The organism is Pseudomonas sp. AC239, from assembly GCF_979258545.1.
The window spans coordinates 4,021,649-4,048,511 of the sequence record NZ_OZ409864.1; the positions used below are offsets into that span (position 1 = coordinate 4,021,649).

The 26,863-nt window shown below is 63.6% G+C and carries 6 protein-coding genes; 5 read left to right on the plus strand and 1 reads right to left on the minus strand.

All coding sequences use genetic code 11. The features are described from left to right. Nucleotides 1-49 precede the first annotated feature (49 nt). Nucleotides 50-1,183, minus strand: a complete 1,134-nt coding sequence (locus ACZ0AZ_RS18315; protein ID WP_463537842.1) for a cupin-like domain-containing protein — start codon at nt 1,181-1,183, stop codon at nt 50-52. Nucleotides 1,184-1,319: 136 nt separating this feature from the next. On the opposite strand from ACZ0AZ_RS18315, the gene ACZ0AZ_RS18320 reads away from it, so the two are divergent. The 5 genes from ACZ0AZ_RS18320 (at nt 1,320) to ACZ0AZ_RS18340 (ending at nt 26,815) form a co-directional block, all read left to right on the plus strand. Then, complete coding sequence (locus ACZ0AZ_RS18320; RefSeq protein WP_463537843.1) at nt 1,320-2,060, plus strand: thioesterase II family protein; 741 nt, start codon at nt 1,320-1,322, stop codon at nt 2,058-2,060. A gap of 35 nt (nt 2,061-2,095) precedes the next feature. Beyond that, nucleotides 2,096-3,079, plus strand: coding sequence for a TauD/TfdA family dioxygenase (locus ACZ0AZ_RS18325; protein ID WP_129999157.1), 984 nt, complete (start codon nt 2,096-2,098; stop codon nt 3,077-3,079). Between the two features lie 186 nt (nt 3,080-3,265). Further along, nucleotides 3,266-6,667 (plus strand): amino acid adenylation domain-containing protein, encoded by a 3,402-nt coding sequence (locus ACZ0AZ_RS18330; RefSeq protein ID WP_463537844.1) that lies wholly within the window; start codon nt 3,266-3,268, stop codon nt 6,665-6,667. After that, nucleotides 6,664-14,487, plus strand: a complete 7,824-nt coding sequence (locus ACZ0AZ_RS18335; RefSeq protein WP_463537845.1) for an amino acid adenylation domain-containing protein — start codon at nt 6,664-6,666, stop codon at nt 14,485-14,487. Before ACZ0AZ_RS18330 ends, ACZ0AZ_RS18335 begins: the two co-directional genes overlap by 4 nt. A gap of 13 nt (nt 14,488-14,500) precedes the next feature. Continuing rightward, a complete protein-coding gene (locus ACZ0AZ_RS18340; protein ID WP_463537846.1) occupies nt 14,501-26,815 on the plus strand; it encodes a non-ribosomal peptide synthase/polyketide synthase in 12,315 nt (4,104 codons plus the stop codon). The last annotated feature ends 48 nt before the right edge of the window (nt 26,816-26,863 follow it).

Below are 26,863 nucleotides of genomic sequence, written 5' to 3' on the forward strand. Positions count from 1 at the left end.
GATACAACGCATTCGCGAGCAGGCTCGCTCCCACAGTTATTTTGCGGTGTTACCAGCCGCGTCCTGAGTCGACCCAGAAGTTGACGGATAGTGAGGTCGACACCGACTCCACCTGATGGAACCAGCCCTCGGGCAGGAACAGCAGATCCCCAGCCTCCAGCGTCACCCGCAAAAACGTCACCTCCCGCGCTGCCGGGAACCGTTCATAGTCCGGCGCGTCCGGGTTGAAATCGCAGCCATCCAGGCCTCCCTTGGGCGCTGTCGACCAGGTGCCCAGCGCTTCGCGGTGATGCGGCGCGGCGAGGGTGAATTTCTTCTGGCCCCAGACCTGGGCGAAGAGATTGTCGGTGTCATCGCGGTGTAACGGCGTCAGCGTGCCCTTGGGGCCGATCCAGATACGTGGCGGGATGAACAGCGACGTGTCGAAGTAGGGCGGGTACTGGATCTGCTCCAGCAACTGCGCCGGCAGGATGTTGTTGCCCATGTACGCCGGCGGCTCGCCGTCCGCGCCTTTGACTTCCGGGCCGTCCAGCGAGGCGATGAACTCGGCCATCGAGGTCGAGCGGAAATCACGCTCGGTGGAAAAGGTCTTCTTCACGTAATCGCCATGGCGGGTGATGCCCTGCAGTTCGGCGAAATGCACCAGCGATTGTTCGCGGCTCAGGCTGAGCAGCGGCCAGTCGTGCAGCGCATTGCTGATCACCAGCGGAATGCCGTTGGGCAGATACCGGGTTTCGAATTCGTGCCGACTCAACCCTTCGCGCGCCCGGCGTTCGACGCTGGTCTGCCGAGGCAGCGCGGCAGTGAGCTTTTCGCTGAAGCGTGGCGGTGTCGGGTAGCGCTTGTTCATGTCGACCTTTTCCACCGTGCCGCCTCCCTGGCGGGCGTGGTCGATGATCTGCGGCAACATCGTCGCCAGGCCCATGTTGCCGCCGATCTTCAGGCGCCCGCTGGCGAACAGTTCCTCGACGTTGACCACGCCGGCCATGATCCCGAGAAAGTCTTTTTGCGCGACTTCGATGGTCACGTTCGGACGCGGGTGACGCCCGACTTCCGTGCGCTGGCTGGTCTTGATGTCATACCAGTACGCCTGCTGCGCGCTGAAAATGAACTGGAAAACCCCCTCGATGCCGACCGCGCCGGCGTTGGCGAACAACTTGCCCAGAATGCTCTGCAGGTCCACGGTGATGCCCTCGCGATTGTTGTTTTTTTCCTGAACAGGCAACGAGCGGCTGGCGGCGGAATTTAGCGGCCGGGCGACTAATTTGTCCGGCGAGTGATCCGTCTTTCTTGCAGACACATTTTTCAAGGAAAGCGCGGTGACCAAGCTGACATTGCTGTGCCTGCCCTATTCGGGCGCCAGCGCCATGGTTTACAGCCGCTGGCGGCGTCAACTGCCGACGTGGCTGCAATTGCAACCGGTGGAACTGCCGGGGCGTGGCGCGCGGTTCGATGAGCCCCTGCAAACCGACATGCGCGCACTGGCGCGGCAACTGGCGCGCGAGCACAAAGCGGGGCTGCAAGGCCCGTATGCGTTGTTCGGGCATAGCCTGGGTGCGTTGCTCGCCTGCGAAATGGCCCATGCCTTTCGCGAGTTGGGTGTGCCGGAGCCGCTGGCGCTATTTGCCTCCGGCACCGCCGCACCGACGATGCGCAGTGATTACGACCGCGGCTTTGCCGAACCGCGCAGTGATGAAGAACTCATCGAACAGCTGCGCACCTTTCAGGGCACCAGCGAAGAAGTCCTCGCCAATAAAGAGCTGATGAGCCTGACCCTACCGGTGCTACGCGCCGATTTCATGATGTGCGGGCGCTTCACGCCTGCCGAGCGGCCCTTGCTCAATTGCCCGGTGCACGTGCTCGGTGGCAAGGAAGACCGCGCCACCACCGAACAGCTGATCGGCTGGAGCAAAGAGACCCTGGGCAGTTTCTCGGTGGACATGATGACCGGCGGGCATTTCTTCATTCATGAGCAAGAAGCGCGGGTCATTCGCACGATCAAGATGCATCTGGAAGTGCATCACCGACGCCTTGCGCAGGCCGTGCAACCGGCGTTCTGAGACGCGACTCATCTATCATTTTCAGGAGGCCAGTCATGGCTGTTGCTCTGGGGTTTTCCGTGCGGCCGTTGCTGCCGCAGCGCGGACGTTTGCCGCTGTTGGTCGAGGCGGGCGATGCCGACACCGATCTGTTGGCGGTATTCGATGAATTGAAGGCCTTGGTCGACGAGCACCTGCTGCGCGACGGTGGTGTGCTATTTCGCGGTTTTCGCCTCGATGGCGCCGAGCAGTTCCGCCAGTTCGCCGCGAGTTTCGGCCATCCGCTGCTGAACTACGAGTTCGGCTCGACGCCGCGCACCAACGTCACTCAAGGCGTGTACACCTCCACCGAATACCCGGCGCACCAGAGCATTCCGCTGCACAACGAGCAGGCCTATTCCCGCGACTGGCCGATGAAGATCTGGTTCTACAGCATGATCGCTGCCAGGTCCGGAGGCGAGACGCCGATTGCCGACAGCCGCGAAGTCTACCGGCGCATCCCCGTGGCGATCCGCGAGCGGTTCGTCAGCAAGGGCCTGATGTACGTGCGCAACTTTGGCAATGGCCTCGATGTCGCTTGGGAAGACGTGTTCAACACCGAAGACCGCGAAGTCGTCGAGGCCTACTGCAAGGCCCACGGCATTGTCTGCGAGTGGAAGGACGACGGTGAGCTGCGCACGCGGCAGACATGTCAGGCGGTGGCGGTGCACCCGGTGACCGGCGACCACGTCTGGTTCAATCAGGCGCACCTGTTTCACATCTCCAACCTGCCAGCGGACGTGCGCGAAAGCCTGCTCGACATCGTTGACGAAGAAGATCTGCCGCGTAATGTCTACTACGGCGACGGCTCGCCGATCGAAGACGAAGTGCTGGCGCAGATTCGTGCGGTGCTCGACGACTGTGCGATCAGTTTCCCCTGGCAGGAGGGCGATGTGCTGATGCTCGACAACATGCTCTCGGCTCACGCGCGCTCACCGTTCGAAGGGCCGCGCAAAGTCATCGTGGCGATGGCCGAGGGGCATTCGCAGGACGCACGCTAAGCACTTCGCAACTGTTCAACTCAATGCCGAAGCCGGTCATGCACCGGCTTCGGCATTTGTCTGTGTGGCCTTTGTACCGTCGGGCCGTGATTGCCCCTGGCGCGCTAAATCGTCGCGCGGGCCATTCGTTCTTGTTGATACGACCGGGTCTCCAGGTCACGCCGCCGATCAGCAAGGACTCCACGCATGAATGCCGCAGACGCACAGAAACTAGCCCGCCGCTTTATCGAATTGCCCCAGGACAAACGCCGTCTGTTCCTCGCCGGCATGGCCCGCGAGGGCATCGATTTTGCGCAGCTTCCAATGACCGCCTGCGACGGCATCGCCGAGCGTGACGGCCTGTCTTACGCGCAGCAGCGCATGTGGTTTCTCTGGCAACTGGAGCCGACCAGCGCAGCCTATAACTTGCCGATGGCGGTGCGTCTGGATGGCGATCTGCAAGTCGAAGCATTGGAGCAAGCCTTCAGCCGTTTGGCGGCGCGCCACGAATGTTTGCGCACCACCTTCGGCCAGGATGGCGAGCGGGCCTTCCAGCGCGTGGCCGAACCAAAGCCACTGAAGTTACCCGTGACTGACCTGAGCGAATTGCCCCAAGCCCAGCGCTGGCCGCTGGCGCAGCAGCACATGATGGCCGAGGCGACCCAGGCCTTCGACCTGCAGAACGGCCCGCTGCTGAGTCTGCGGCTGTTGCGCCTGGCCGCGCAGGAACACGTGCTGCTGCTGACTCTGCACCACATCATCGCCGACGGCTGGTCGATGAACATTCTGATCGACGAATTCATGCGCACTTACGACGCGCTGGTCGCCGGGCGTGAACCGACGCTGGCGCCGTTGACCGTGCATTACCGCGACTACGCACTGTGGCAACGCAGCTGGCTGGAGGCCGGTGAGCGCGAGCGGCAACTGGACTACTGGCGCACGCAACTGGGCGACGAACATCCAGTGCTGGAGTTGCCCACCGATCGGGCCTATCCGGCGCAGTCCAGCCATCAGGGCGCACGCCTAGAAACAGTGATCGACGCTGCCCTGCGCGAAGAGCTGAAAAACCTTGCCCAGCGTCAGGGCGTGACCTTGTTCGTGGTGTTGCTTGCAGCGTTCAAGACCCTGTTGCATCGCTACAGCGGCCAGACCGATATTCGTGTCGGCGGGCTGATCGCCAACCGCACCCGCAGTGAAACCGAGGGCCTGATCGGCTTCTTCGTCAACACGCAGATCCTGCGCAGCGCGGTCACTGCACAAACGCCATTCGCCGAGTTGCTGCAGAGCCTGCGCCAGGCTGCACTGGGTGCTCAGGCCCATCAGGATCTGCCGTTCGACGCCCTGATCGAAGCCCTGCAACCGGCGCGCAGCCAAAGCCACAATCCGCTGTTTCAAGTGATGTTCAACCACCAGCCGCTGGTTACCGATTTGCATCAGGCGCAACTCGCTTCAGGCTTGCGCGTGGGTTATCTGAGCGAAGAGCAACTGGCCGGCAGCGCTCGGCAACACGCGGCCACCAGTGACCTGATGCTCGACACCCGCGAGGAGGGCGAGCAACTGTTTGCAGCCTTCACTTACGCTACGGATATTTTTGATGCCGCAACCATTGCCGCGCTGGCCGGACATTGGCGCAACATTCTCCAGTCGGTGTGCCGTGATCCGCAGCAGTTGATCGGCGAAGTGACGATGCTCGCCAACAGCGAACGGCAAGCGCTGATACAAGCGACTGCACCCGTGCCTCGGTTTACCAGCGTGCAAAGCCTGTTCGAAGCGCAAGTCGCGCGCACTGCGCAAGCCCCGGCGGTGCTGTTGGCCACAGCGCCTGCGCCGACATTCAGCTACGACGAGCTCAACAGCCGCAGCAATCGTCTGGCCCATCAGTTGCGCGCACAGGGTGTCGGCCCGGACGTGCTGGTCGGCGTCGCGCTGGAGCGTTCGCTGGAACTGGCGGTGGCGCTGCTGGCCGTGCTCAAGGCCGGCGGTGCCTATGTGCCGCTGGATCCGCAGACCCCGGTCGAACGCTTGCGCCATGTGCTCGCTGACAGTGGTTTGCAACTGTTGCTCAGTGATCAGCAAAGCCTCGCCAAGCTGCCGCCACTGGATGGCATCGAGTGCCTGTGTCTGGAGCAATTGCCCGACAGCGAGCAGAGCGACAACCTGCCGGTAACGGTCGAGGCTGACAACCTCGCTTACGTGATCTACACCTCTGGCTCCACCGGGCGGCCGAAAGGCGTGGCGGTCAGTCATGGCGCGCTGAGCGAGTTCGTCGCCCGCGCCATCGACTACAGCGATCTGCGCGAAGGCGACCGGGTTCTGCAATTCGCCACCAGCAGCTTCGACGGTTTCGTCGAGCAGTTTTTCCCGCCGCTGTGCCATGGCGCCAGCGTGGTCATGCGCGATGCGCCGTTGTGGGACAGCGCGACGCTGCATCAGGTGATCATCGATCAGGGCATCACTCTGGCCGACCTGCCGGCGGCTTATTGGTATTGGCTGGTGCAGGAATACGCGGCGAAACCGCCGGCCAGTTTCGGCGCGCTGCGGCAGATTCACGTCGGCGGTGAAGCCATGGCGGTGGACGGCTTGCGTCTTTGGAAGCAGGCCGGGCTCGGCCATGTGCGCCTGCTCAATACCTACGGCCCGACCGAGGCCACGGTGGTCTCGACGATTCATGACTGCACCGCGCTGACCGCGCAGGACGTGTCGTGGCGTGGGATGCCGATCGGCAAAGGACTGGCAGCACGGCGTCTGTACGTGCTCGACGATGATCTGAACCTGCTGCCGCAAGGCGCGGTGGGCGAGTTGTACATCGGTGGGCCGGGGCTGGCGCGCGGTTATCACCGTCAGCCGAGCCTCAGCGCTGAGCGGTTCATCGCCGACCCTTTCGCCGATGGCCAGCGCCTGTACCGCACCGGCGATCGTGCGCGGCTGCGCGGCGATGGCGCGCTGGAATATGTCGGCCGGGTCGATCATCAGGTGAAGATTCGTGGCTTTCGCATCGAACTGGGCGAGATCGAATCGCGCCTGCAGCAATGTCCCGGCGTTCGCGAAGCGGTGGTGCTGGCGGTGCCGTTCGCCGGCGGTGCGCAACTGGTCGCCTACGTGGTGACGGAGCCTGCGATGCTTGCCAGTGCGGCGACGCAAACGGCGTTCCGTCAGCAGACCCGCGCGGCGCTGCAAGCCAGCCTGCCGGATTACATGGTGCCGGGGCATCTGCTGTTGCTGGCGAACCTGCCGCTGACACCGAGTGGCAAGCTCGACCGCAAGGCCTTGCCAGCGCCGGATCCGGCGCAGTTGCAGGGCGATTATCGCGCCCCGCAATCGCCGGCCGAACAATGTCTGGCGCAGGTCTGGGCCGAGGTGCTGCACGTGCCGCGTGTGGGCGTGGACGATCACTTTTTTGAACTGGGCGGCCATTCGTTGCTGGCCGCGCAGGTGATCGCCCGGGTCAAGGAGCAGATGGGTGTGGTGCTGCCGCTGCGCAGCCTGTTCGAAAAACCGCGGCTGGCGGATCTCGCTGAAATGCTCGGGCAACTGGCCGAGGCGAGCGGCGACGACGACTGGTCCGACCTGAATCAGTTCATGAATGCTTTGCAAGGAGAAGAAGTATGAGCGGCACGATGGCGGAACGTATTGCGCGAAGATTCGTCGGCCTGCCGCTGGAGCAGCGTCGGCTGTTTCTCGCCAAGCTGCGCGAGGAGGGCAAGGATTTCAGCCTGTTGCCGCTGCCGGTCAGCCGCCACGACTGCGCGCAGATTCCCCTTTCATTCGCCCAGCAGCGCCTGCTGTTTCTCTGGCAACTGGAACCGCACAGCGCCGCGTACAACATGGCCGCTGGCTTGCGTCTGAAAGGCCGGCTGGATGAGTCGGCCCTGAGCCGCTCGTTCGATCATCTGCTGGCGCGCCATGAAGTGTTGCGCACGGTGTTTCACACTGACGGCGATCAAGCGCATCAGCTGATTCTCGAGCAGCAAAGTATTGCGCTGGAACGCTTCGATCTGACTGGCACCGCCGCGCAAGAGCGCGAAGAACTGCTCGCGCAACGCGTGCAAGACGTCACCGCGCAACCGTTCGATCTGCGCCACGGCCCGTTGTTGCGCGCCAGTCTGTTTGCTCTGGCCGACGATGAGTTCGTGCTGGTGGTGAGCATGCATCACATCGTCTCCGATGGCTGGTCGATGGACGTCATGGTCAAGGAATTCGTGCAGTGCTACCAAGCCTTCAGTCTGCAGCGCGAACCGCAATTGCCGGCGCTGCCGTTGCAATACGCCGACTATGCGATCTGGCAGCGGCGCTGGCTGGAGGCCGGCGAGGGCGAGCGCCAGCTCGACTACTGGCGTCAGCAGTTAGGCGACGAACATCCGCTGCTGGAAGTGGCGCCGGACTTTGCCCGACCGCTGACGCAAAGCTTTGAAGGGCAGACCCTGAGTTTCGATTTCGGTGCTGACCTTTCGCAGCAGCTCAACGTCTTCGCGCGCAGCCAGGGCACCAGCCTGTTCATGCTGGTGCTGGCCGGGTTCTCGCTGTTCCTTTCGCGTCTGGCCGGCGAGCGCGACATTCGTGTCGGCGTGCCTAATGCCAACCGTGGCCGCGCCGAAGTCGAGGGGCTGATTGGTTTCTTCGTCAACACTCAAGTGCTGCGTTGCAAGGTCGATGAGCGCGGCAGTTTCGCCGATTTGCTCGCGCAGGTGCGTGAAGCGGCGTTCGGCGCGCAGGCGCATCAGGAATTGCCGTTCGAGCAACTGGTCGACGAATTGGTCGCCGAACGCACCCTGGGCCATAACCCGTTGTTTCAGGCCAAGTTCAACCAGAACGTCGGCATGCAGAAACAGCGCTCGATGGCCTTGCCCGGCCTGACCGTCAGCGAATACCCGCTGGCCAAGGACGGCACGCATTTCGATCTGGCCTTGGACATCACCGACGACGGCGCGCTGATCCACGGCCAGATGACCTACGCCAGCGATCTCTATCGGGCGGAAACGGTCGCCGGTTTTGTGCCGATGTTGCTGGATCTGTTTACCCAGTTGCTCGACTCGCCGCAGGCGCCATTGCACACGGTTGCCACACCACGGCCTGCTGCGCTTGCCAGCCAACGCGAACCGGCGTTGACGGTGTTGCAACATTGGGCGCGTGAAGTGGCGCGGCAGCCGCAGGCGCTGGCCGCTCGGGATCTCAAGCAAACGGTGACTTTCAAGGCGCTGGATCAGGAGGCCAATCGTCTCGCCCATTATTTGCGTGCGCAGGGCGTCAGTGTCGGCGCACCGGTGGCGGTGCTGCTGGAACGTTCGCTGGACTGGCTGACTTGCCTGTTGGCGATTCTCAAGGCTGGCGCGGTGTACATGCCGCTCGACGTCAAGGCGCCAAGCGCGCGCCTGCAACAGATGCTCGGCGCTGCGCAGGCGCGGGCGATGATCGGTGCTGAAGGCGACGCACGGCTCAGCGAAGTGGCGGGTGAGGGCTGTCAGGGTCTGGAGTTTGCACCGGGGCAATGGCAGTCACTGCCGACGTCCGCGCCTGAACTGACGCTGTATGCGCAGTCGCCGGCCTACGTGATTCACACCTCCGGTTCCACCGGGCAACCGAAGGGCGTGCTGGTCAGCCACGGCGCACTGGGCAGTTATGTGCGCGGCGTACTCGAACGTCTGGCGCCGGCGCCGGAGGCGAGCATGGCGCTGGTCTCGACCATCGCCGCCGACCTTGGCTTCACCGTGCTGTTCGGTGCGTTGTGCTCGGGCCGACTGCTGCATGTGCTGCCGGAAGAACTCGGCTTCGACCCGGATCGCTTTGCCGAATACATGGCCCGCCATCGCGTCGGCGTGCTGAAAATCGTCCCCGGACATCTCGCCGCGCTGTTGCAGGCGGCCAAGCCTGCCGACGTGCTGCCGGAACACGCGCTGATCGTCGGCGGCGAAGCCTGTTCGCCGGCGCTGGTCGAGCGCGTGCAGCAACTGAAACCGGGCTGTCGTCTGATCAACCACTATGGCCCGAGCGAAACCACCGTGGGCGTGCTGACCCACGAGGTCGAAGAACTCGCCGCCCAGGCGCGCAGTGTTCCGATCGGCACAGCGCTGGTCGGAGCCCATGTCTATGTGCTCGACGATGTGCTCAACCCGGTAGCTGATCAGGTTGCCGGTGAGTTGTACATCGGCGGCGACAGCGTTGCCCTGGGCTACCTGAATCAGCCGGGGCTCACCGCTGAGCGTTTCCTGCCTGATCCGTTTGGGAACCCCGGCGCGCGGGTGTACCGCAGTGGCGACCGGGTCCGGCGCAATCGCGAGCAGGCGCTGGAATTCATCGGTCGTGCCGACGATCAGGTCAAAGTGCGCGGCTACCGTGTGGAGCCTGCGGAAGTCGCGCGGCTGTTGCTCAGCCTTGATGGCGTCAGCGAAGCCGCCGTGCTCGCGCTGCCAGTGGATGACGATCCGGCGCGCCTGCAACTGCTGGCGTGGTGCGTGCCGGTAGCGGGCGCGAAGGTGCAGGCGCAGAGTCTGCGCGAGCAATTGCAGGCGCGGCTGCCGGATTACCTGGTGCCGGCGCAGTTGCTGTTGCTCGAGCACTTGCCGCTGACCGCCAACGGCAAACTCGACAAGCGTGCCTTGCCAGTGCCCGGCGTGGTCAGCCAGCAGTTCGTCGCGCCGGTCGGTGAGATCGAGGAGAAACTGGCGGCGATCTGGGCCGAAGTGCTCAAGCTCGAACGGGTCGGCAGCAGCGATAACTTCTTTGAACTGGGTGGCGACTCGATCCTCAGCTTGCAGATCATCGCCCGGGCCAAGCGCCAGGGCATCAAGCTCAGCCCCAAGCAGTTGTTCGAAAAACAGACCATCGGCCAACTGGCTGCTGTGGCCAAACTGATCGAAGCCAAACCGGCTGCCGTCGCGGCACCAGTGGCACGAAGTCCGCTGCCGTTGCTGCCGATTCAGGTGCGTTTCTTCGACACGCCGATTGCCGAGCGCCAGCACTGGAACCAGGCGGTGATGTTGCAACCGACCCTGGCGCTGGACGCCGTGCATTTGCGTGAGGCGCTGGCGGCGCTGGTCGAACAGCACGAGACCTTGGCCTTGAGCTTTGTGCAGTCGGGCGATAGCTGGCAGGCGTTGCCGCAGATTCAGCGCGATCCCGAACTGCTCTGGGCACGCGAGCTGGACAGCCTCGACGCTTTGCCGGCACTGGCCGACGCGGCGCAGCGCAGCCTGGACCTGCAACGCGGGCATTTGCTGCGCGCGGTGCTGGTCACTCTGCCGAACGCCGAGCAGCGCTTGTTGCTGGTGATTCATCACCTGGTGGTCGACGGCGTGTCGTGGCGCATTCTGCTCGAAGACTTGCAGCTGGCTTACCAGGCATTGGCGGCGGGGACGGCGCCCATTTTGCCAAGCCAGAGCAGTTCGCTGCACGACTGGGCCGGGCAATTGCACCGTTATGCTCAGAGCGAAACGCTGGCGACCGAAAGCGCTTACTGGCAGCAGACTCTGGCGGCGGATAACTCGGCATTGCCACGGGATTTCGCCGTGGACAGCCAGACCCGCGCCCAGGCCGCTCGCGCCAGTACGCGCCTGAGCCAGACATTGACCGACAAGCTGCTGAAAGTCGCCCCGGCGGCGTACCGCACGCAGATCAACGACCTGTTGCTGACGGCTTTGGCGCGGGTGCTGTGTGACTGGAGCGAGCAGCCGTCGGTGTTGATCCAGCTCGAAGGCCATGGTCGTGAAGACCTGTTCGACGACATCGACCTGAGCCGCACGGTCGGCTGGTTCAGCAGCCTGTTCCCGGTGCGCCTGACCCCGCAGGCGAGTCCCGCTGCGTCGCTGTGTGCGATCAAGGAGCAACTGCGCGCCGTGCCGGGCAAAGGCACCGGTTATGGCGTGCTGCGTTACCTCACGCGTGCTGCCGAGTTGCAGGCGCTGGCGCAACCTCGGGTAACCTTCAATTACCTCGGTCAGTTCGACGGCGCGTTCAGCGCTGAGCAGGGCGCGTTGTTCCTGCCAAGCGCTGACAGCACCGGCGCCAATCAGGATGGGCAAGCGCCGCTGGGCAATTGGCTGAGTGTTGACGGTCAGGTTCTCGGCGGTGAGCTGGAACTGACCTGGACCTTCGGCACCGGCATGTACCGCGCTGAGACCATCGAGGCACTGGCCGAGGCTTATCGCCGCGAGCTGGAACGCCTGATCGAACATTGCTGCGAGAGCGGCGCCGGTGGCGTGACACCCTCGGATTTCAACCTCGCCAACCTGACCCAGGCGCAGCTGTCGGCATTGCCGATGGCGCCGCGTGACATCGTCGATTTGTACCCGCTGTCGCCGATGCAGCAAGGCATTCTGTTCCACAGCCGCAACGAGCCAAACAGCCCGGCCTACATCAATCAGCTGCGCGTCGATGTCGAACAGCTCGACGCCGAGCGCTTCCGCCAGGCCTGGCAGCAGACCCTCGATGCTCACGATATTCTGCGCACGGCGTTCGTCTGGCCGCAGGATGCCGCCGCGCCGGTGCAAGTGGTGCGCAGCCGCGTGCAGATGCCGTGGCAAGTGCAGGACTGGCGCGGTCGCGCTGACCTGGATGCCGCGCTTGATCATCTCGCCGCTGAAGATTTGCAACGTGGCTTCGATCTGCTCGACGCGCCGCTGTTGCGCGTGACGCTGGTGCGCAGCGCTGAACACACCCATCACCTGATTTACACCTGCCATCACATCCTGATGGACGGCTGGAGCACTTCGCAGTTGTTCGGCGAAGTGCTGCAGCGTTACGCCGGCATCGTGCCGAGCGCAGGGCAGGGGCGTTATCGCGATTACATCGAATGGCTCGGCCAGCGTGATCAGCAAGCCAGTCGGCAGTTCTGGTGCGCGGCGCTGGCGGACCTCGAACAGCCGACGCGACTGGCCAGCGCCATGCCGGTCCGGCACGCGGCCAGCGGCTATGCCGATCACGAGCATGTGTTCAGCGAGCCGCTGACCGCCGATCTCAACCGCTTCGCCCGCGAGCAGAAAGTCACGCTCAACACGCTGGTGCAAGCGGCGTGGCTGCTGCTGTTGCAGCGTTATACGGGCCAGGATCACGTGGCGTTCGGCGCGACTGTCGCCGGGCGGCCGACGGATTTGCCGGGTGTCGAGCAGCAGATCGGCCTGTTCATCAACACCTTGCCGGTGGTGGCGGCGCCATCGCCGGAGATCGGCGTCAGCCAATGGCTGCAACAGGTGCAAGACCTCAACCTGGCCTTGCGCGAGCACGAACACACGCCGCTGTATGACATTCAGCGCTGGGCCGGTACGGGCGCCGGGGCGTTGTTCGACAGCATTCTGGTGTTCGAAAACTACCCGATGGCCGAGGCGTTGGCGCAGGGCCCTGAGACGGGCCTGAAGTTCTCGGCAATCCGCCGGCAGGAGCAGACCAACTATCCGCTGACGCTGGTGGCGATCACCGGCCGCGGGCTGAGTCTGGGCATAAGTTACGATCAGGCCAGCTTCGACGCTCAAGCGATCAGTGCATTGAGTGAGCAGTTGCAAGGCCTGCTCGAGCAATTCCTCGCCGACGCCACGCAGCCGCTGGGTGCGCTGCAACTGCTCGCCGAGCCACAACGGCAACAAGTAATTGAGTGGGGCAAGGCGCCGGTTGCCACGCCGGATCAACGCACGGTGCTGGCGCACATCGCTGCGCAGGTGCAACGTCAGCCGCAAGCGAACGCGGTGCTGTTCGTTGAGCAGTCCATCGATTACCAAAGCCTCGATACCCGGGCCAATCGTCTGGCGCACAAGCTGCAAGGCATGGGCGTCGGGCCGGAAGTGCGCGTCGGCGTGTGCATGCGCCGCACGCCGGACATGCTGGTCGGCTTGCTGGCGATCCTCAAGGCCGGTGGCGCCTACGTGCCGCTTGACCCGGATTATCCGCAGGAGCGCTTGCTGCACATGCTCGACGACAGCCGCGCGGCGGTGCTGCTCACCGAGCCGGCGGCGTTGGCGATGCTGCCCGAAACCTTGAGTGCGCAGGTGCTGCTGGTGGACGAGAACGTCGCCAGCGCATGCCCGGCCACTGCGCCTGTGGTGAATATCGCGGCAGACAACCTGGCGTACGTGATCTACACCTCCGGCTCCACGGGAAAGCCGAAAGGCGTAGCCATCAGCCACGGCAATCTGTCGGCGCTGATTCAATGGTCGGCTGGGGTCTATCGCGAAGAACAATTGCGCGGCGTGCTCGCTTCGACGTCGATCTGCTTCGATCTGTCGGTGTGGGAAATCTTCGTCACGCTGGCCTGCGGTGGCTGTCTGGTATTGGCCGACAACGCCCTGGCGCTGGCCGATTTGCCAGCGCGCGATCAGGTTACGCTGATCAATACCGTGCCGTCGGCGATTGCCGCGTTGCAACGGGCGGGACAGATTCCGGCTTCGGTCGGCACGATCAATCTGGCCGGCGAACCGCTCAAGCAGAGTCTGGTCGACAGCCTCTACGCCAGCACTCAGGTGCAGCAGGTCTACGATCTTTACGGGCCGTCGGAGGACACCACTTATTCGACCTTCACCCTGCGCACGCCGCAGGGCCGGGCGAACATTGGCCGGCCACTGGATAACACCGTGGCGTACCTGCTCGACAGTCAGTTGCAGGCGCTGCCCGAGGGCGTGGCGGCCGAGCTGTATCTGGCGGGTGCCGGGGTGACGCGCGGCTATCTGCGTCGTGCCGCGCTGACCGCCGAACGCTTTGTGCCGAATCCTTACGCGAGCAACGGCGAGCGCCTGTACCGCACCGGCGATCTGGTGCGCCAGGGCGACGATGGCAACATCGAGTACATCGGTCGCGCCGACCATCAGGTGAAGATTCGAGGCTTCCGCATCGAACTCAGCGAGATCGAAGCGCGCCTGCTGGAACTCGACGATATTCGCGAGGCGGTGGTATTGGCGCAGGACGGCGCCGCCGGCAAACACCTGCATGCCTACCTCGTCGCGGCGCCGGACAGCGAGCGGTCGACACTGACCGAGCGGGTACGCAATGCGCTGGCCAGTCGCTTGCCGGCGCATATGCTGCCGGGGCATCTGCACCTGATCGCCGCGATCCCGCTGACGCCCAACGGCAAGCTCGATCGCAAGGCGCTGATGGCGTTGGGCGAGAGCCCGACGCAGGAGCAATACCAGGCGCCGCAAAGCGATCTGCAATGGGAGGTGGCGACGATCTGGCAGGAGGTTCTGGAAGTCGAGCGGGTAGGGCTGGCGGACAACTTCTTCCAGCTCGGCGGCCATTCGTTATTGGCGACGCTGGTGGTGACCCGGGTGCAGGAGCGCCTCGGCGACAAGGTGCCGCTCAAGGCGTTGTTCGAAACCGACACGCTCAAGGATTTCTGCGCGCGGATCGAAGCGCTGCGCGTCGAAATGTCGCCCGTTCAGGATGAATTGGCTAAATCACTGGAGGCCCTCAAACGTCTATCCCTCGATGATCTGGAAAAACTGATTTCTTGAGAGGGAAAAACGCGTGCAAGAGTTAATCGAGTCGGTAGGACAACTTTCGGCTAAGCAAAGAAAGGCTCTGGCGGTTCTGCTCAAGCAGAAAGGCGTCAACCTCTTTGACATTGCCCCGGTTTTCAAGCGCACGGCTGAAGAGCCGTTGCTGCTGTCCTACGCTCAGCAGCGCCAGTGGTTCCTCTGGCAGTGGGCACCGCACAGCGCGGCCTACAACATTCCGACGGCCCTGCGCTTGCAGGGGCCGCTGGATGTGCCGGCACTGGAACGCAGCGTCGAGGCGCTGATCGAGCGCCACGAAACCTTGCGCACGGTGTTCTCTCAAGACAGCGCGCAACCCTTGCAAGTGGTCCTGCCCGCAGGACCTTTTACTCTCGATATTCATCACCTGAGCGCTGATCTGGCGAATGACCCGGAGCACTTGATCGAGGCTTTCGTTCAGACCCAGAGCCAGAAGACTTTCGATCTGCAGCACGGCCCGTTGCTGCGTGCCGCGCTGCTGCAGGTCAACCCCGCTGAGCATGTGCTGGTGCTGACCCTGCACCACATCGTTTCCGATGGCTGGTCGCTGCAAGTGATGATCGAGGAACTGGTGCAGCTCTATGCCGGTTTCAACCTCGGTCACGACGCCGGTCTGCCGGCCCTGCCGATTCAATACGCCGATTACGCCTTGTGGCAGCGCCAGTGGATGGAGGCCGGTGAGCAGGAGCGCCAACTGGCCTACTGGCAGGAAAAGCTCGGCGGCGAACAACCGGTGCTGGAACTGCCGCTGGATCGCCCGCGCGCGGTCGATCAAAGCTTTGCCGGCGCCAGCCATAACCTGATTCTCGACACGGCGCTAAGCAATGCCCTCAAGGCCTTTGCCCGGCAGGAAAACGTCACCCTGTTCGTGTTGCTGCTGGCTTCGTTTCAGGCCTTGCTGCATCGCTACAGCGGACAAAGCGATATCCGTGTCGGCGTGCCGGTGGCCAACCGTGGCCGAGTGGAAATCGAGCGGTTGATCGGCTTCTTCGTCAACACCCAGGTGCTCAAGGCGGACATCGACGCAGAGCTGCCGTTTATCGAACTGCTGCGTCAGGTCAAACAGACGGCGCAGGAGGCGCAGGCGCATCAGGATTTGCCCTTCGAGCAACTGGTCGAAGCGCTGGAACCGGGCCGCAGCCTCAGCCACAGTCCGCTGTTCCAGGTGATGTTCAACCACCAGGCCGAGCGCCGTGCGAGCGTCGCCACGCGCCTGAACGGCCTGAACATCGAACCGCTGGAATGGCAGAGCCAGACCGCGCAATTCGACCTGACACTCAACACCACCGAACAGGCCCACGGCATCGAAGCGGTGCTCAAGTACGCCACTGACCTGTTCGACGCCGCGACCATCGAGCGCCTGGCGCAGCACTGGACTGCGCTGCTGCAGGCGATCGTCGCCGAGCCGGCCCAGCGCATCGGCCAATTGTCGATGATCGACGCCGGCCAGCAGCAACAGCTGTTGGCGCAATGGAATCCGGCGCTGGTTGAACAACCGCTGACGCCGTGCATCCAGCAAGCCATCGAGGCTCAGGCCGAGCAGCATGCCGATGCGGTGGCCGTGACCTTCGCAGGACAACACCTGACCTACGCCGAACTCAATCACCGCGCCAACCAGTGGGCGCATACGCTGCTCGAGCACGGCGTCGGCCCGGACGTGCGCGTCGGCGTTGCGGTCGAGCGTTCGCTGGACATGATCGTCGCCATTCTCGCGGTGCTGAAGGCCGGCGGCGCCTATGTGCCGCTGGACCCGAGCTACCCGGATGAGCGCTTGAGCTACATGATCGACGACAGCGGAATTTACTTGCTGTTGACCCAGGGGCATTTGCTCGGGCAATTGCCGCTGCCGCCGGGGCTGATCTGCCTCGATCTGGATCAAACGCCGGAACACGGCATCGCAAGCAACCCGCCATGCCTGACCACGCCGGACAATCTGGCCTACGTCATCTACACCTCCGGTTCCACCGGCAAACCTAAGGGCGCGCTGCTGCCGCACGGCAACGTGATGCGCCTGTTCAGCGCCACCGAGCACTGGTTCGATTTTGGCCCGCAGGACAGCTGGACGCTGTTCCATTCCTACGCGTTCGACTTTTCCGTGTGGGAGATTTTCGGCGCGCTGTTGTACGGCGGCAAACTGGTGGTGGTGCCGCACGATGTCAGCCGTTCGCCGGAAGATTTCTACACGCTGCTGTGCGATGAAAACGTCACGGTGTTGAACCAGACACCTTCGGCATTCAAACCACTGATGCAGGTCGCCTGCGAGTCGAGCCGCAGTAATGCCCTGCGTTACGTGGTGTTCGGCGGCGAGGCTTTGGAAGTACAGAATCTGCGTCCGTGGTTCGAGCGTTTTGGCGACCGCGCGCCGACGCTGATCAACATGTACGGCATCACCGAAACCACCGTGCACGTGACCTACCGGCCATTGTCGCTGGCCGATCTGCAGAGCAATCACAGCAGCCCGATCGGCGCGCCGATTGTCGACCTGTCGTGGTACTTGCTCGACAGTTCGCTCAACCTGGTGTCGCAAGGCTGCATTGGCGAGTTGTACATCGCTGGCGCCGGTCTGGCCCGTGGTTATCTGAATCAGGCTGGCATGAGCGCTACCCGCTTCGTGCCCGACCCGTTCAACCGCAAGGCCGGCCAGCGTCTGTACCGTACCGGCGACCTCGCGCGCCTGCGCGGCGACGGGGTGATCGAGTACATCGGCCGTATCGACCACCAAGTGAAGATCCGTGGTTTCCGTATCGAGCTCGGCGAAATCGAAGCGCAACTGCTCAAGCATCCACAGGTGCGCGAAGCGGTGGTGCTGGCGGTGGACGGCCTCAGCGGCCAGCAACTGGCGACTTGGGTCGTGCCCGTCGAGACTTTGAATGCGGACGAGCAGGGCGCGCTGCGTGATTCGATCAAGCTGCACCTGCGCGAAACCCTGCCGGATTATATGGTCCCGGTCAGTTGGGCGTTCCTCGACCGACTGCCGCTGACCGCCAACGGCAAGCTCGATCGCAAGCAACTGCCGCAGCCGGACGTTGCGCAAGTGCAAGAGGCCTACGCGGCGCCGCGCAGTGAACTGGAGCAGCGTCTGGCGGAGATCTGGCAGGACGTGCTCAAAGTCGAACGGGTCGGGCTTCACGACAACTTTTTCGAGCTGGGCGGCGATTCGATCATTTCGATTCAAGTGGTCAGCCGCGCGCGGCAGGTCGGTATCCGCTTTACGCCCAAGGACATTTTCCAGCACCAGACCGTGCAGCGTCTGGCCACCGTCGCGCAACAAAGCGACGCCGTGCAAACGGAGCAGGGCGAGGTGCTCGGCGATGCGCCGCTGACGCCGATCCAGCAGTATTTCTTCCACAGCGACATCCCGGCGCGGCATCACTGGAACCAGTCGATCCTGCTGACCCCGGCGAAAACCCTGCAAGCCGCGGCGCTGCAACAGGCCCTGGCGCAGGTGCAAAAACAGCATGACGCCTTGCGTCTGCGTTATCGCCAAACCGAGCAGGGCTGGCAGCAAAGCCACGGCGCAGCGGATCAATCACAAGCGTTGTTGCGCACTTTCACGCTGGACGACAGCGTGGCATTACCAGCGCTGTGCCTGGACCTGCAGCGCAGCCTTGATCTGCACAACGGCCCGCTGATCCGCGCGGCGCTGATCGATTTGCCGGACGCCAGTCAGCGACTGTTGCTGGTGATTCATCACCTGGTGGTCGATGGCGTGTCGTGGCGGATCCTGCTCGAAGACCTGCAGAACGCCTATCAGCAGATCAGTGCCGGGCAGAGCGTGAACCTGCCGGCCAAGACCAGCGCATTCAAGGACTGGGGCTTGCGCCTGGAAGAGCATGCGCGCAGTGCGGCACTGAACGGTGAGCTGAGTTACTGGCGCGAGCAGTTGCGAGACGCGCCGCTCGGTTTGCCGCTGGACAATCCACAGGGCCAGTTGAACAACCGCTTCGAACGCAGCGTCGACACGCGGCTGGACGCCGAGCGTACCCGCCAGCTGCTGCAACAGGCCCCGGCGGTCTACCGCACCCAGGTCAACGACCTGCTGCTGACCGCGCTGGCGCGAGTGTTGTGTGAGTGGACTGCAAGCGACAGTGCGTTGGTGCAACTCGAAGGCCATGGCCGCGAAGACCTCTTCGACGACATCGACTTGAGCCGCACCGTGGGCTGGTTCACCAGCATGTTCCCCGTTCGCCTGACGCCACATGCAAGTCTGGAAAGCTCGATCAAAGGCATCAAGGAGCAACTGCGCGCGATCCCCAACAAGGGCATCGGCTATGGCTTGCTGCGTTATCTCGGCACCGCCGACGCACAAGCGGCGCTGCGTGAACTGGCGCAACCGCAGGTGACGTTCAACTACCTCGGCCAGTTCGATAACAACTTCGACGAAGACGCCTTGTGGCGGCCGGCCACCGAGGACAAGGGCGCCGGTCAGGACGCCAACGCGCCGATGGCCAACTGGCTGACCATCGATGGCCGGGTTTATCAGGGCCAGTTGAGCCTGACCTGGACCTACAGCTGCGACGTTTTCGAAGAGGCGACCATTGCCGCTCTGGCCCGCGCCTACGAAGTGGCGCTGAGCGAATTGATCGACCACTGCCTCAGCCATGCGGGCGGCCTCACGCCGTCCGATGTGCCGCTGGCCGGTTTGTCCCAGGCGCATCTGGACAGCCTGCCGATTGCCGCCCAGCGCATCGAGGAGATCTATCCGCTGGCGCCGATGCAGCAGGGCATTCTGTTCCACAGCCTGTACGACGCGGACGCCAGCGCCTACGTCTATCAGATGCTGCTGGACATCGACGGCCTCGACGTTGCGCGGTTTCAGCAAGCCTGGCAGCGCGTGGTCGATCGCCATGAAGTGCTGCGCGCCGGTTTCATCTGGGGCCGCGACGGCCTCGATGCGCCGTTGCAGGTGATCAATCGCCAACTGACCCTGGAAATGCCGGAAATCGATGTGCGCGATGCCGCTGATCTGCCGGCCGTGCTTGAGGCGCGGGCGCAAGCCGACCGTGAACGCGGCTTCGATCTGCAGAATCCACCGCTGCTGCGCCTGTGCCTGCTGCGCACTGCCGACGATCGCCATAGGCTGATTTTCACTTGTCACCACATCCTCATGGATGGCTGGAGCAACTCGCGCATGTTCGGCGAAGTGCTGCAGGATTACGCCGGCCAGCCGGTGCCGAGCGCGCAGGGCCGCTATCGCGATTTTCTGGTCTGGCTGCAGGGCCAGGACAAGGCCGCCGCGCAGGACTTCTGGCGCGGGCAACTGGCCGAACTCGACGAACCGACCCGACTGGCCTCGGCGTGTCATGGACGCACCGTACCGGGGCCGGGCAAACAGATGCATCGTCTGCATTTCGACGAAGCGGTTACCCAGCGTCTGAACAGCTTCTCCCGTCAGCAACAGGTGACCCTCAACAGTCTGGTGCAGGCGGCGTGGCTGCTGGTGTTGCAGCGCTACACCGGGCAGGCCACCGTTGCGTTTGGCGCCACGGTATCCGGGCGTCCGGTGGATTTGCCGGGCATCGAGGAGCAACTGGGTCTGTTCATCAACACCTTGCCGGTGATTGCCAGCCCGCAGGCCAGCCTCAGCGTCGGTGACTGGGTGCGCAGTGTGCAGGACAAGAACCTGTTGCTGCGCGACTACGAGCAGACGCCGTTGCAGGACATTCAACGTCTGGCGGCGTTGAGTGGCGAAGCGTTGTTCGACACCTTGCTGGTGTTCGAGAACTATCCGGTGTCCGATGCGTTGGAGGCCAATCCGGGCGGGCTGGGTTTTTCCGGTCTGGAGCATCGCGAGCAGACCAACTACGGCCTGACCCTGATCGCTGGCGCCAGCGAAGTGCTCAACCTCGATTTCAACTACCTCACCGAGCACTTTGCCGAGCGCAGCGTGCTTGCTCTGGCGGCGCATTTGCGTGAAGTGCTGGAGCAATTTATCGCAGCGCCGCAACGGGCACTTGGCGAGATCGGTCTGCTGCCGCTGGCCGAACGGCAGACGCTGGCGCAGTGGAACGACAATCACGCGGCTTATCCGGCCGAGCGGTTGATCTCGCAGAGCTTTGAAGCACGGGTGGCGGCGCATCCGCAGGCACTGGCGTTGAGTCATGCCGGCGTGGCCCTGAGCTACGGCGAACTGAACCGCCGCGCAAACCAATTGGCCCGGCATCTGGTGACGCTGGGTGTCACCGCCGAAGTGCGCGTCGGCGTGGCGCTGCCGCGTTCGGCGGAACTGGTGATCGCCCTGATGGCGGTGCTCAAGGCCGGCGGCACCTACGTGCCGCTGGACCCGGACTACCCGGCCGACCGCGTGGCCTACATGCTCGATGACAGCCAGGCGAAAGTCCTGCTGACCCAGCAGGCATTGCTGGCGCAACTGCCGTCCAGCGAAGCGCAAGTGGTACTGGTCGAGGCCGGCGGCGAGGCGTTTGCATCGCAGGCGCCGGACAACCTGCCGGCGCGCGCCAACTCGGCCAATCTGGCCTACGTGATCTACACCTCCGGTTCCACCGGCAAACCGAAAGGCTTGGCCATCGCCCATCGCAACGTACAGGCACTGATTCACTGGTCCGCCGAGGTCTACAGCGAGGACGATCTGCAAGGCGTGCTGGCCTCGACGTCGGTGTGCTTCGACCTGTCGGTGTGGGAGATTTTCGTCACCCTGGCGCGCGGCGGGTCCATGGTCATGGCGCGCAATGCCCTCGAGCTGCCGGACTTGCCCGAGCGTGATCAGGTGCGCCTGATCAACACCGTGCCGTCGGCGATTGCCGCGTTGCAACGCATCGGCCAGATCCCGCCGGGCGTGCGCATCATCAATCTGGCCGGCGAGCCGCTCAAGCAGGCGCTGGTCAACACCTTGTACCGCGAAACTTCGGTCGCCCACGTTTACGATCTGTACGGGCCTTCCGAAGACACCACGTATTCGACCTGGACCCGTCGCGAACTCGGTGGCCAGGCCAATATCGGCCGGCCATTGCGCAACACCACTGCGTACCTGCTGGACGAGCAATTGCAGCAAGCGCCGGTCGGCATCGCAGCGGAGCTGTATCTGGCCGGTGAGGGCATCACCCGTGGCTATCTGTTGCGCCCGGGCCTGACCGCCGAGCGTTTCGTGCCGAATCCGTTGGCGAGCAACGGCGAGCGTATGTACCGCACCGGCGACCTGACGCGCTTCATCGATGACGGCCGTATCGAATACGTCGGCCGCATCGACCATCAGGTCAAAGTGCGCGGCTTCCGTATTGAACTGGGCGAAATCGAAGCGCGTCTGCTGGCCCAGGCCAGCGTGCGCGAAGGCGTGGTGCTGGCGGTGAACAGCGTTGGCGGCCAGCAACTGCTGGCTTATGTGGTGCCGACCGAGGCCGATCAAAGCCCCGCGCAACTGGATGAGCTGAGCACTGCGCTGCAAGCCGCGCTCAAGGCGCATCTGCCGGACTACATGGTGCCGGCGCAGTGGCTGTTCCTTGAGCAATTGCCGTTGACACCCAACGGCAAACTCGATCGCAAGGCTTTGCCGGCGCCGGATGCCAGCCAGGCACAACGCGATTACGTGGCGCCGTCGACGCCGCTGGAGCAGCAACTCGCCGAGGTCTGGCAGGACATTCTGAAGATCGAGCAGGTCGGCGTGACCGACAATTTCTTCGCCCTCGGCGGTGATTCGATAATCTCGATCCAGCTGGTCAGCCGCGCGCGGCAGCAGGGCATTTGCTTCACGCCCAAAGACCTGTTCCAGCAGCAGACGGTGCAGAAACTGGCCGCAGTGGTTTCGCTTGAAGACACACAATCCGCCAGCGCCGGCGACTACCCGTTGGCGCAACTGGATCAGGCGCAGCTCGATGCGTTGCCGGTGCCGGCGGAGCTGATCGAAGACGTCTATCCGCTGTCGCCGATGCAGGAGGGCATGCTCTTCCACACCCTGTCGGATAACGGCAGCAGCCTTTACGTGCAACAGGTCAGCCTGCCGATCAAGGGCCTCGACGTTGGGCGTTTCCGCCGGGCCTGGGAATTCATCATTGTGCGTCAGGCGATCCTGCGCACCAGTTTCCATTGGCAGGATGGGCTGGCCAAACCGCTGCAGGTGGTGCATCGCCATGCGCCGCTGCAGATGGAGGTGCTCGATTGGCGTGGGCAGGACTGCAGCGAGGCGGCGATTGCCGAGTTCGCCAGCGCCGATCGCGCGCTGGGCTTCGACTTGTCCGAAGCGCGATTGCAGCGGGTAACCCTGCTGCAGCTGGGCGACGAGCAGTACCAGATGATCTGGACCAGTCACCACATTCTGATGGACGGCTGGAGCAGTTCGCGGTTGTTTGGCGAGGTCTTGCAGTACTACTCCACCGGCGAGGTGACTGGCGAAAACGGCCGCTACCGCGACTTCATCGCCTGGTTGCAGGCGCAGGATCAGGATGCCCAGGAGCTGTTCTGGAAGGCGCGTCTGGCGGTGGTCAACGAACCGACCGCGCTGAGTCAGGCGATGCACCCGCGTCACAGTGCCGACGTTACCGGTCACGATGCGCTCTATTCGAATTGGGACAAGGCGCAGACCGCGCGTCTGCTGGAGTTCTGCCGCGACTTGCGCATCACCCCGAATACGTTGATTCAGGGCGCGTGGCTGCTGCTGTTGCAACGCTACACCGGCCAACAGACGGTGACCTTCGGCGCCACCGTATCGGGGCGTCCGGAAAGCCTGCCGAACGTCGGCAACATGCTCGGCCTGTTCATCAATACCTTACCGATCATTCAGACCCCGCAGGCCGATCAGCGTCTGGCCGACTGGCTGGGGGAAGTGCAGGCCTACAACCTCGACATTCGCGATTACTCCCAGGCACCGCTGGCCGATGTGCAGCGCTGGTCGAACCTCGGTGGTCAGGCGCTGTTCGACAGCATCGTGGTGTTCGAAAACTTCCCGATCGACGAGCGCTTGCAGGAAGAAACCGACACCGAGCTGACCTTCGGCAAATCCATCGGCCACGGCGTGACCAACGTGCCGATGGACCTTGCGGTGATGCTCGGCGACGAGTTGTCGATCGAGTACCTGTACCTGCGCAGCCACTTCAGCGCCGCGGCGGTAGAAGGCATTCGCCTGACCCTGGAAAACACCCTCGCGGCGATGATGGCCGCGCCGTATGAGCGGCTGGGCAACTTGCAGCGTCTGTCCGCCGAGCAATGGCAAGCGGCGCAGGCCTGGAGCGCCGAGCCTTCCCACCGCCACGCGCCGCAGTTGCTGCCGGAGCTGATCAGCCGTCATGCGCAACAGCAACCCGATGCGATCGCGGTGCAATGCGCCGGCGAGAGCCTGAGCTACGCCGAACTTGAGCGGCAGGCCAATCGACTCGCGCAGTGCCTGATCGCCCACGGCGCCGGGCCGGAAGTGGTGATCGGCGTGGCGTTGCCGCGTTCGCTGGAAATGCTGGTGAGCTTCCTCGCCGTGCTCAAGAGCGGTGCGGCGTACGTGCCGCTGGACATCGATTATCCGCCGGAGCGTCTGGCCTACATGATCGAAGATTCACGCATGGCCCTGCTGCTGACGCAAACCAGCCTGCGTGCGACGTTGCCAGCGCCGCGAGGCGTGCTTCGTCTGGAAATCGATCAGCTCGATCGCAGTCTCTACAGTGATGCCGCCCCAGTCTGTGATGTTCACGAGCAGAGCCTGGCCTATCTGGTTTACACCTCCGGGTCCACCGGACGGCCGAAAGGCGTGGCCGTCACCCAGGGCCCCTTAAGCATGCACTGCCAGGCCATCGCCGAACTGTACGAAATGGACGCCAGCAGTTGCGAGTTGCACTTCATGTCGTTCGCTTTCGACGGCGCTCACGAACGCTGGCTGAGTACCTTGTACAGCGGCGGTCGTCTGGTGATTCGCGACGGATGCCTGTGGACCCCGGAGCAGACCTATCAGGCCTTGCACGATTACGGCGTGACCATCGCTTGCTTCCCGCCGGCCTATCTCAAACAACTGGCCGAGTACGCCGCCGCCAGTGGCATCGCACCACCGCCAGTGCGCATCTACTGCTTCGGTGGCGATGCGGTGCCGGAGCAGACCTTCGAACAGGTCAAAGCCGCGTTGCGTCCGCAGTACTTCACCAACGGTTATGGCCCGACCGAAACGGTGGTCACGCCGATGCTCTGGAAAGTCGCCATCAGCGAGCACTGCGAAGCGGCGTATGCGCCGATCGGCCGCGCGGTCGGTGCGCGCTCGCTGTACGTGCTCGACGACGATCTGAATCCGCTGCCGCCGGGTTTTGCCGGGGAGTTGTACATCGGCGGTTACGGCGTCGCTCGCGGTTATTACGGGCGCCCCGACCTGACCGGCGAACGCTTCGTGCCCAACCCGTTTGCGCCCGGCGAGCGCCTGTACCGCAGCGGCGATCTGGTGCGCCGTCGCGCGGACGGCGTGGTCGATTACGTCGGGCGCATCGACCATCAGGTCAAGGTGCGTGGCTTCCGCATCGAGCTGGGCGAAGTCGAGGCCAGCCTGCGTCAGTTGCCGGCGGTCAGCGATGCGCTGGTGATAGCTCGCGACAATGCCTCCGGCAAGCAACTGATCGGCTACGTGGTCACCGCCAGCGGCGAAGACATCGGCGATGAACTCAAGGCCGGGCTGCGTGCTTCGCTGCCGGAATACATGGTGCCGGCGCAGATCGTCTGCCTCAGCGCGTTCCCGGTTACGCCCAACGGCAAACTCGATCGCAAGGCACTGCCGGAGCCGGAGTTCAAAAGCGACGAATATGTTGCCCCGCGCACCGAGCAGGAACGCCTGCTGGCGGAAATCTGGGCGCAGGTGTTGCAGGTGGAGCAGGTCGGTATCAGCGATAACTTCTTTGAACTGGGCGGCGATTCGATCCTCAGCCTGCAAGTGATCTCGCGGGTGCGAAACCATCCGACCCTGCAGATGGAACTGAAGCTGCGCGATCTGATGCGCTATCAAACCATCGCCGGCATCGTCGAGCAGCAAGTGGCGAAGGAGGGCGCCGGGCAAGCGTTGCCGGACCTGACTCAGGTTGCCGCAGAAGGCGCGTTCAATCTGCTGCCGATCCAGGAGTGGTTCTTCGCCGAAGGCATGGCCGAGGCGCATCACTACAACCAGTCGTTGCTGCTCAGTGCACGTCAGCCGCTGGATCTCGATGCCCTGGAACAGGCGCTGGGCTTGATCGAACAACATCACGATTCGCTGCGCCTGCGTTTTTCCAACGACGGCGGGCGCTGGTTGCAGCGCTACAGCACCAGCGCATCCGACGAGGCTGTGCTGTGGCGCCGCGAAGCGCAAAGCAGCGAAGAGGTCGAAGCCTTGGCCAACCTCGCGCAGCGCAGCCTCAAACTCGATGACGGGCCGGTCTGGCGGGTCATGCATGTGGCCTTGCCGGATGGTCAGGCGCGGTTGCTGGTGGTGATTCATCACCTGGTGGTCGACACCGTGTCGTGGCGGATTCTGCTCGACGATCTGAAAGTCGCTTATGAGGCGTGCGTGCAGGGGCTGACGCCGCAGCTGCCGATTCGTACCAGCAGTTACCGTTCGTTTGCCGAAGCGTTGCAGGCGCAGGCGCCGGTGATTGCCGAGCAGGAATTGAACTATTGGCTGGAGCAACTGGATCAACCGGGCGTTGATCTGCCGTGCGACAACCCGCGCGGCAAGAACCTTGTGCGGCAACAGGCGCAGGCACGGCTCAAACTGTCCCGCGAGCACACCGAACAACTGCTCAAACAGGCCCCGGCGGTGTACGGCACGCAGATCAACGACCTGCTGTTGTCAGCGCTCAGCCGCGCGCTGTGCTGCTGGAGCCAGCAACCGTCGGCGCTGATTCTGCTCGAAGGGCACGGGCGCGAAGACCTCTTCGAATCGATCGACCTGAGCCGCAGCCTCGGCTGGTTCACCAGCATGTTCCCGGTGCGTTTGCGCCCGGACGGCGACGACATCGGCCAGTCGATCATCGATGTGCAGGCGCAACTGGCGGGCGTACCGCAGAAGGGCATCGGCTACGGCGTGTTGCGTCATCTGGCCGGGCCGGAAATCTCCGCGCAACTGGCTGCATTGCCGAAGGCACGGGTGACGTTCAATTACCTCGGGCAGTTCGACCAGAGCTTCGATGAACAGGCGTTGCTGGTGCCGGCACTGGAAGAGACCGGCGACAACTACAGCCTCAAGGCGAACCTGGGCAACTGGCTGGAAATCGTCGGCCAGGTCTATGACGGGCAACTGGCGTTGCGCTGCATCTACAGCAGCCAGCGTTACCGCGCCGGCACCATGGATGCGCTGATGAGCGATTACCAGCGCGAGCTTGAAGCGTTGATCGAACATTGCATGGCGCGCGTGGGTTGATCACCCGGTCTTTTGCGCGGGCGCTGCCCAGGCGCGCCCGTCTTATTG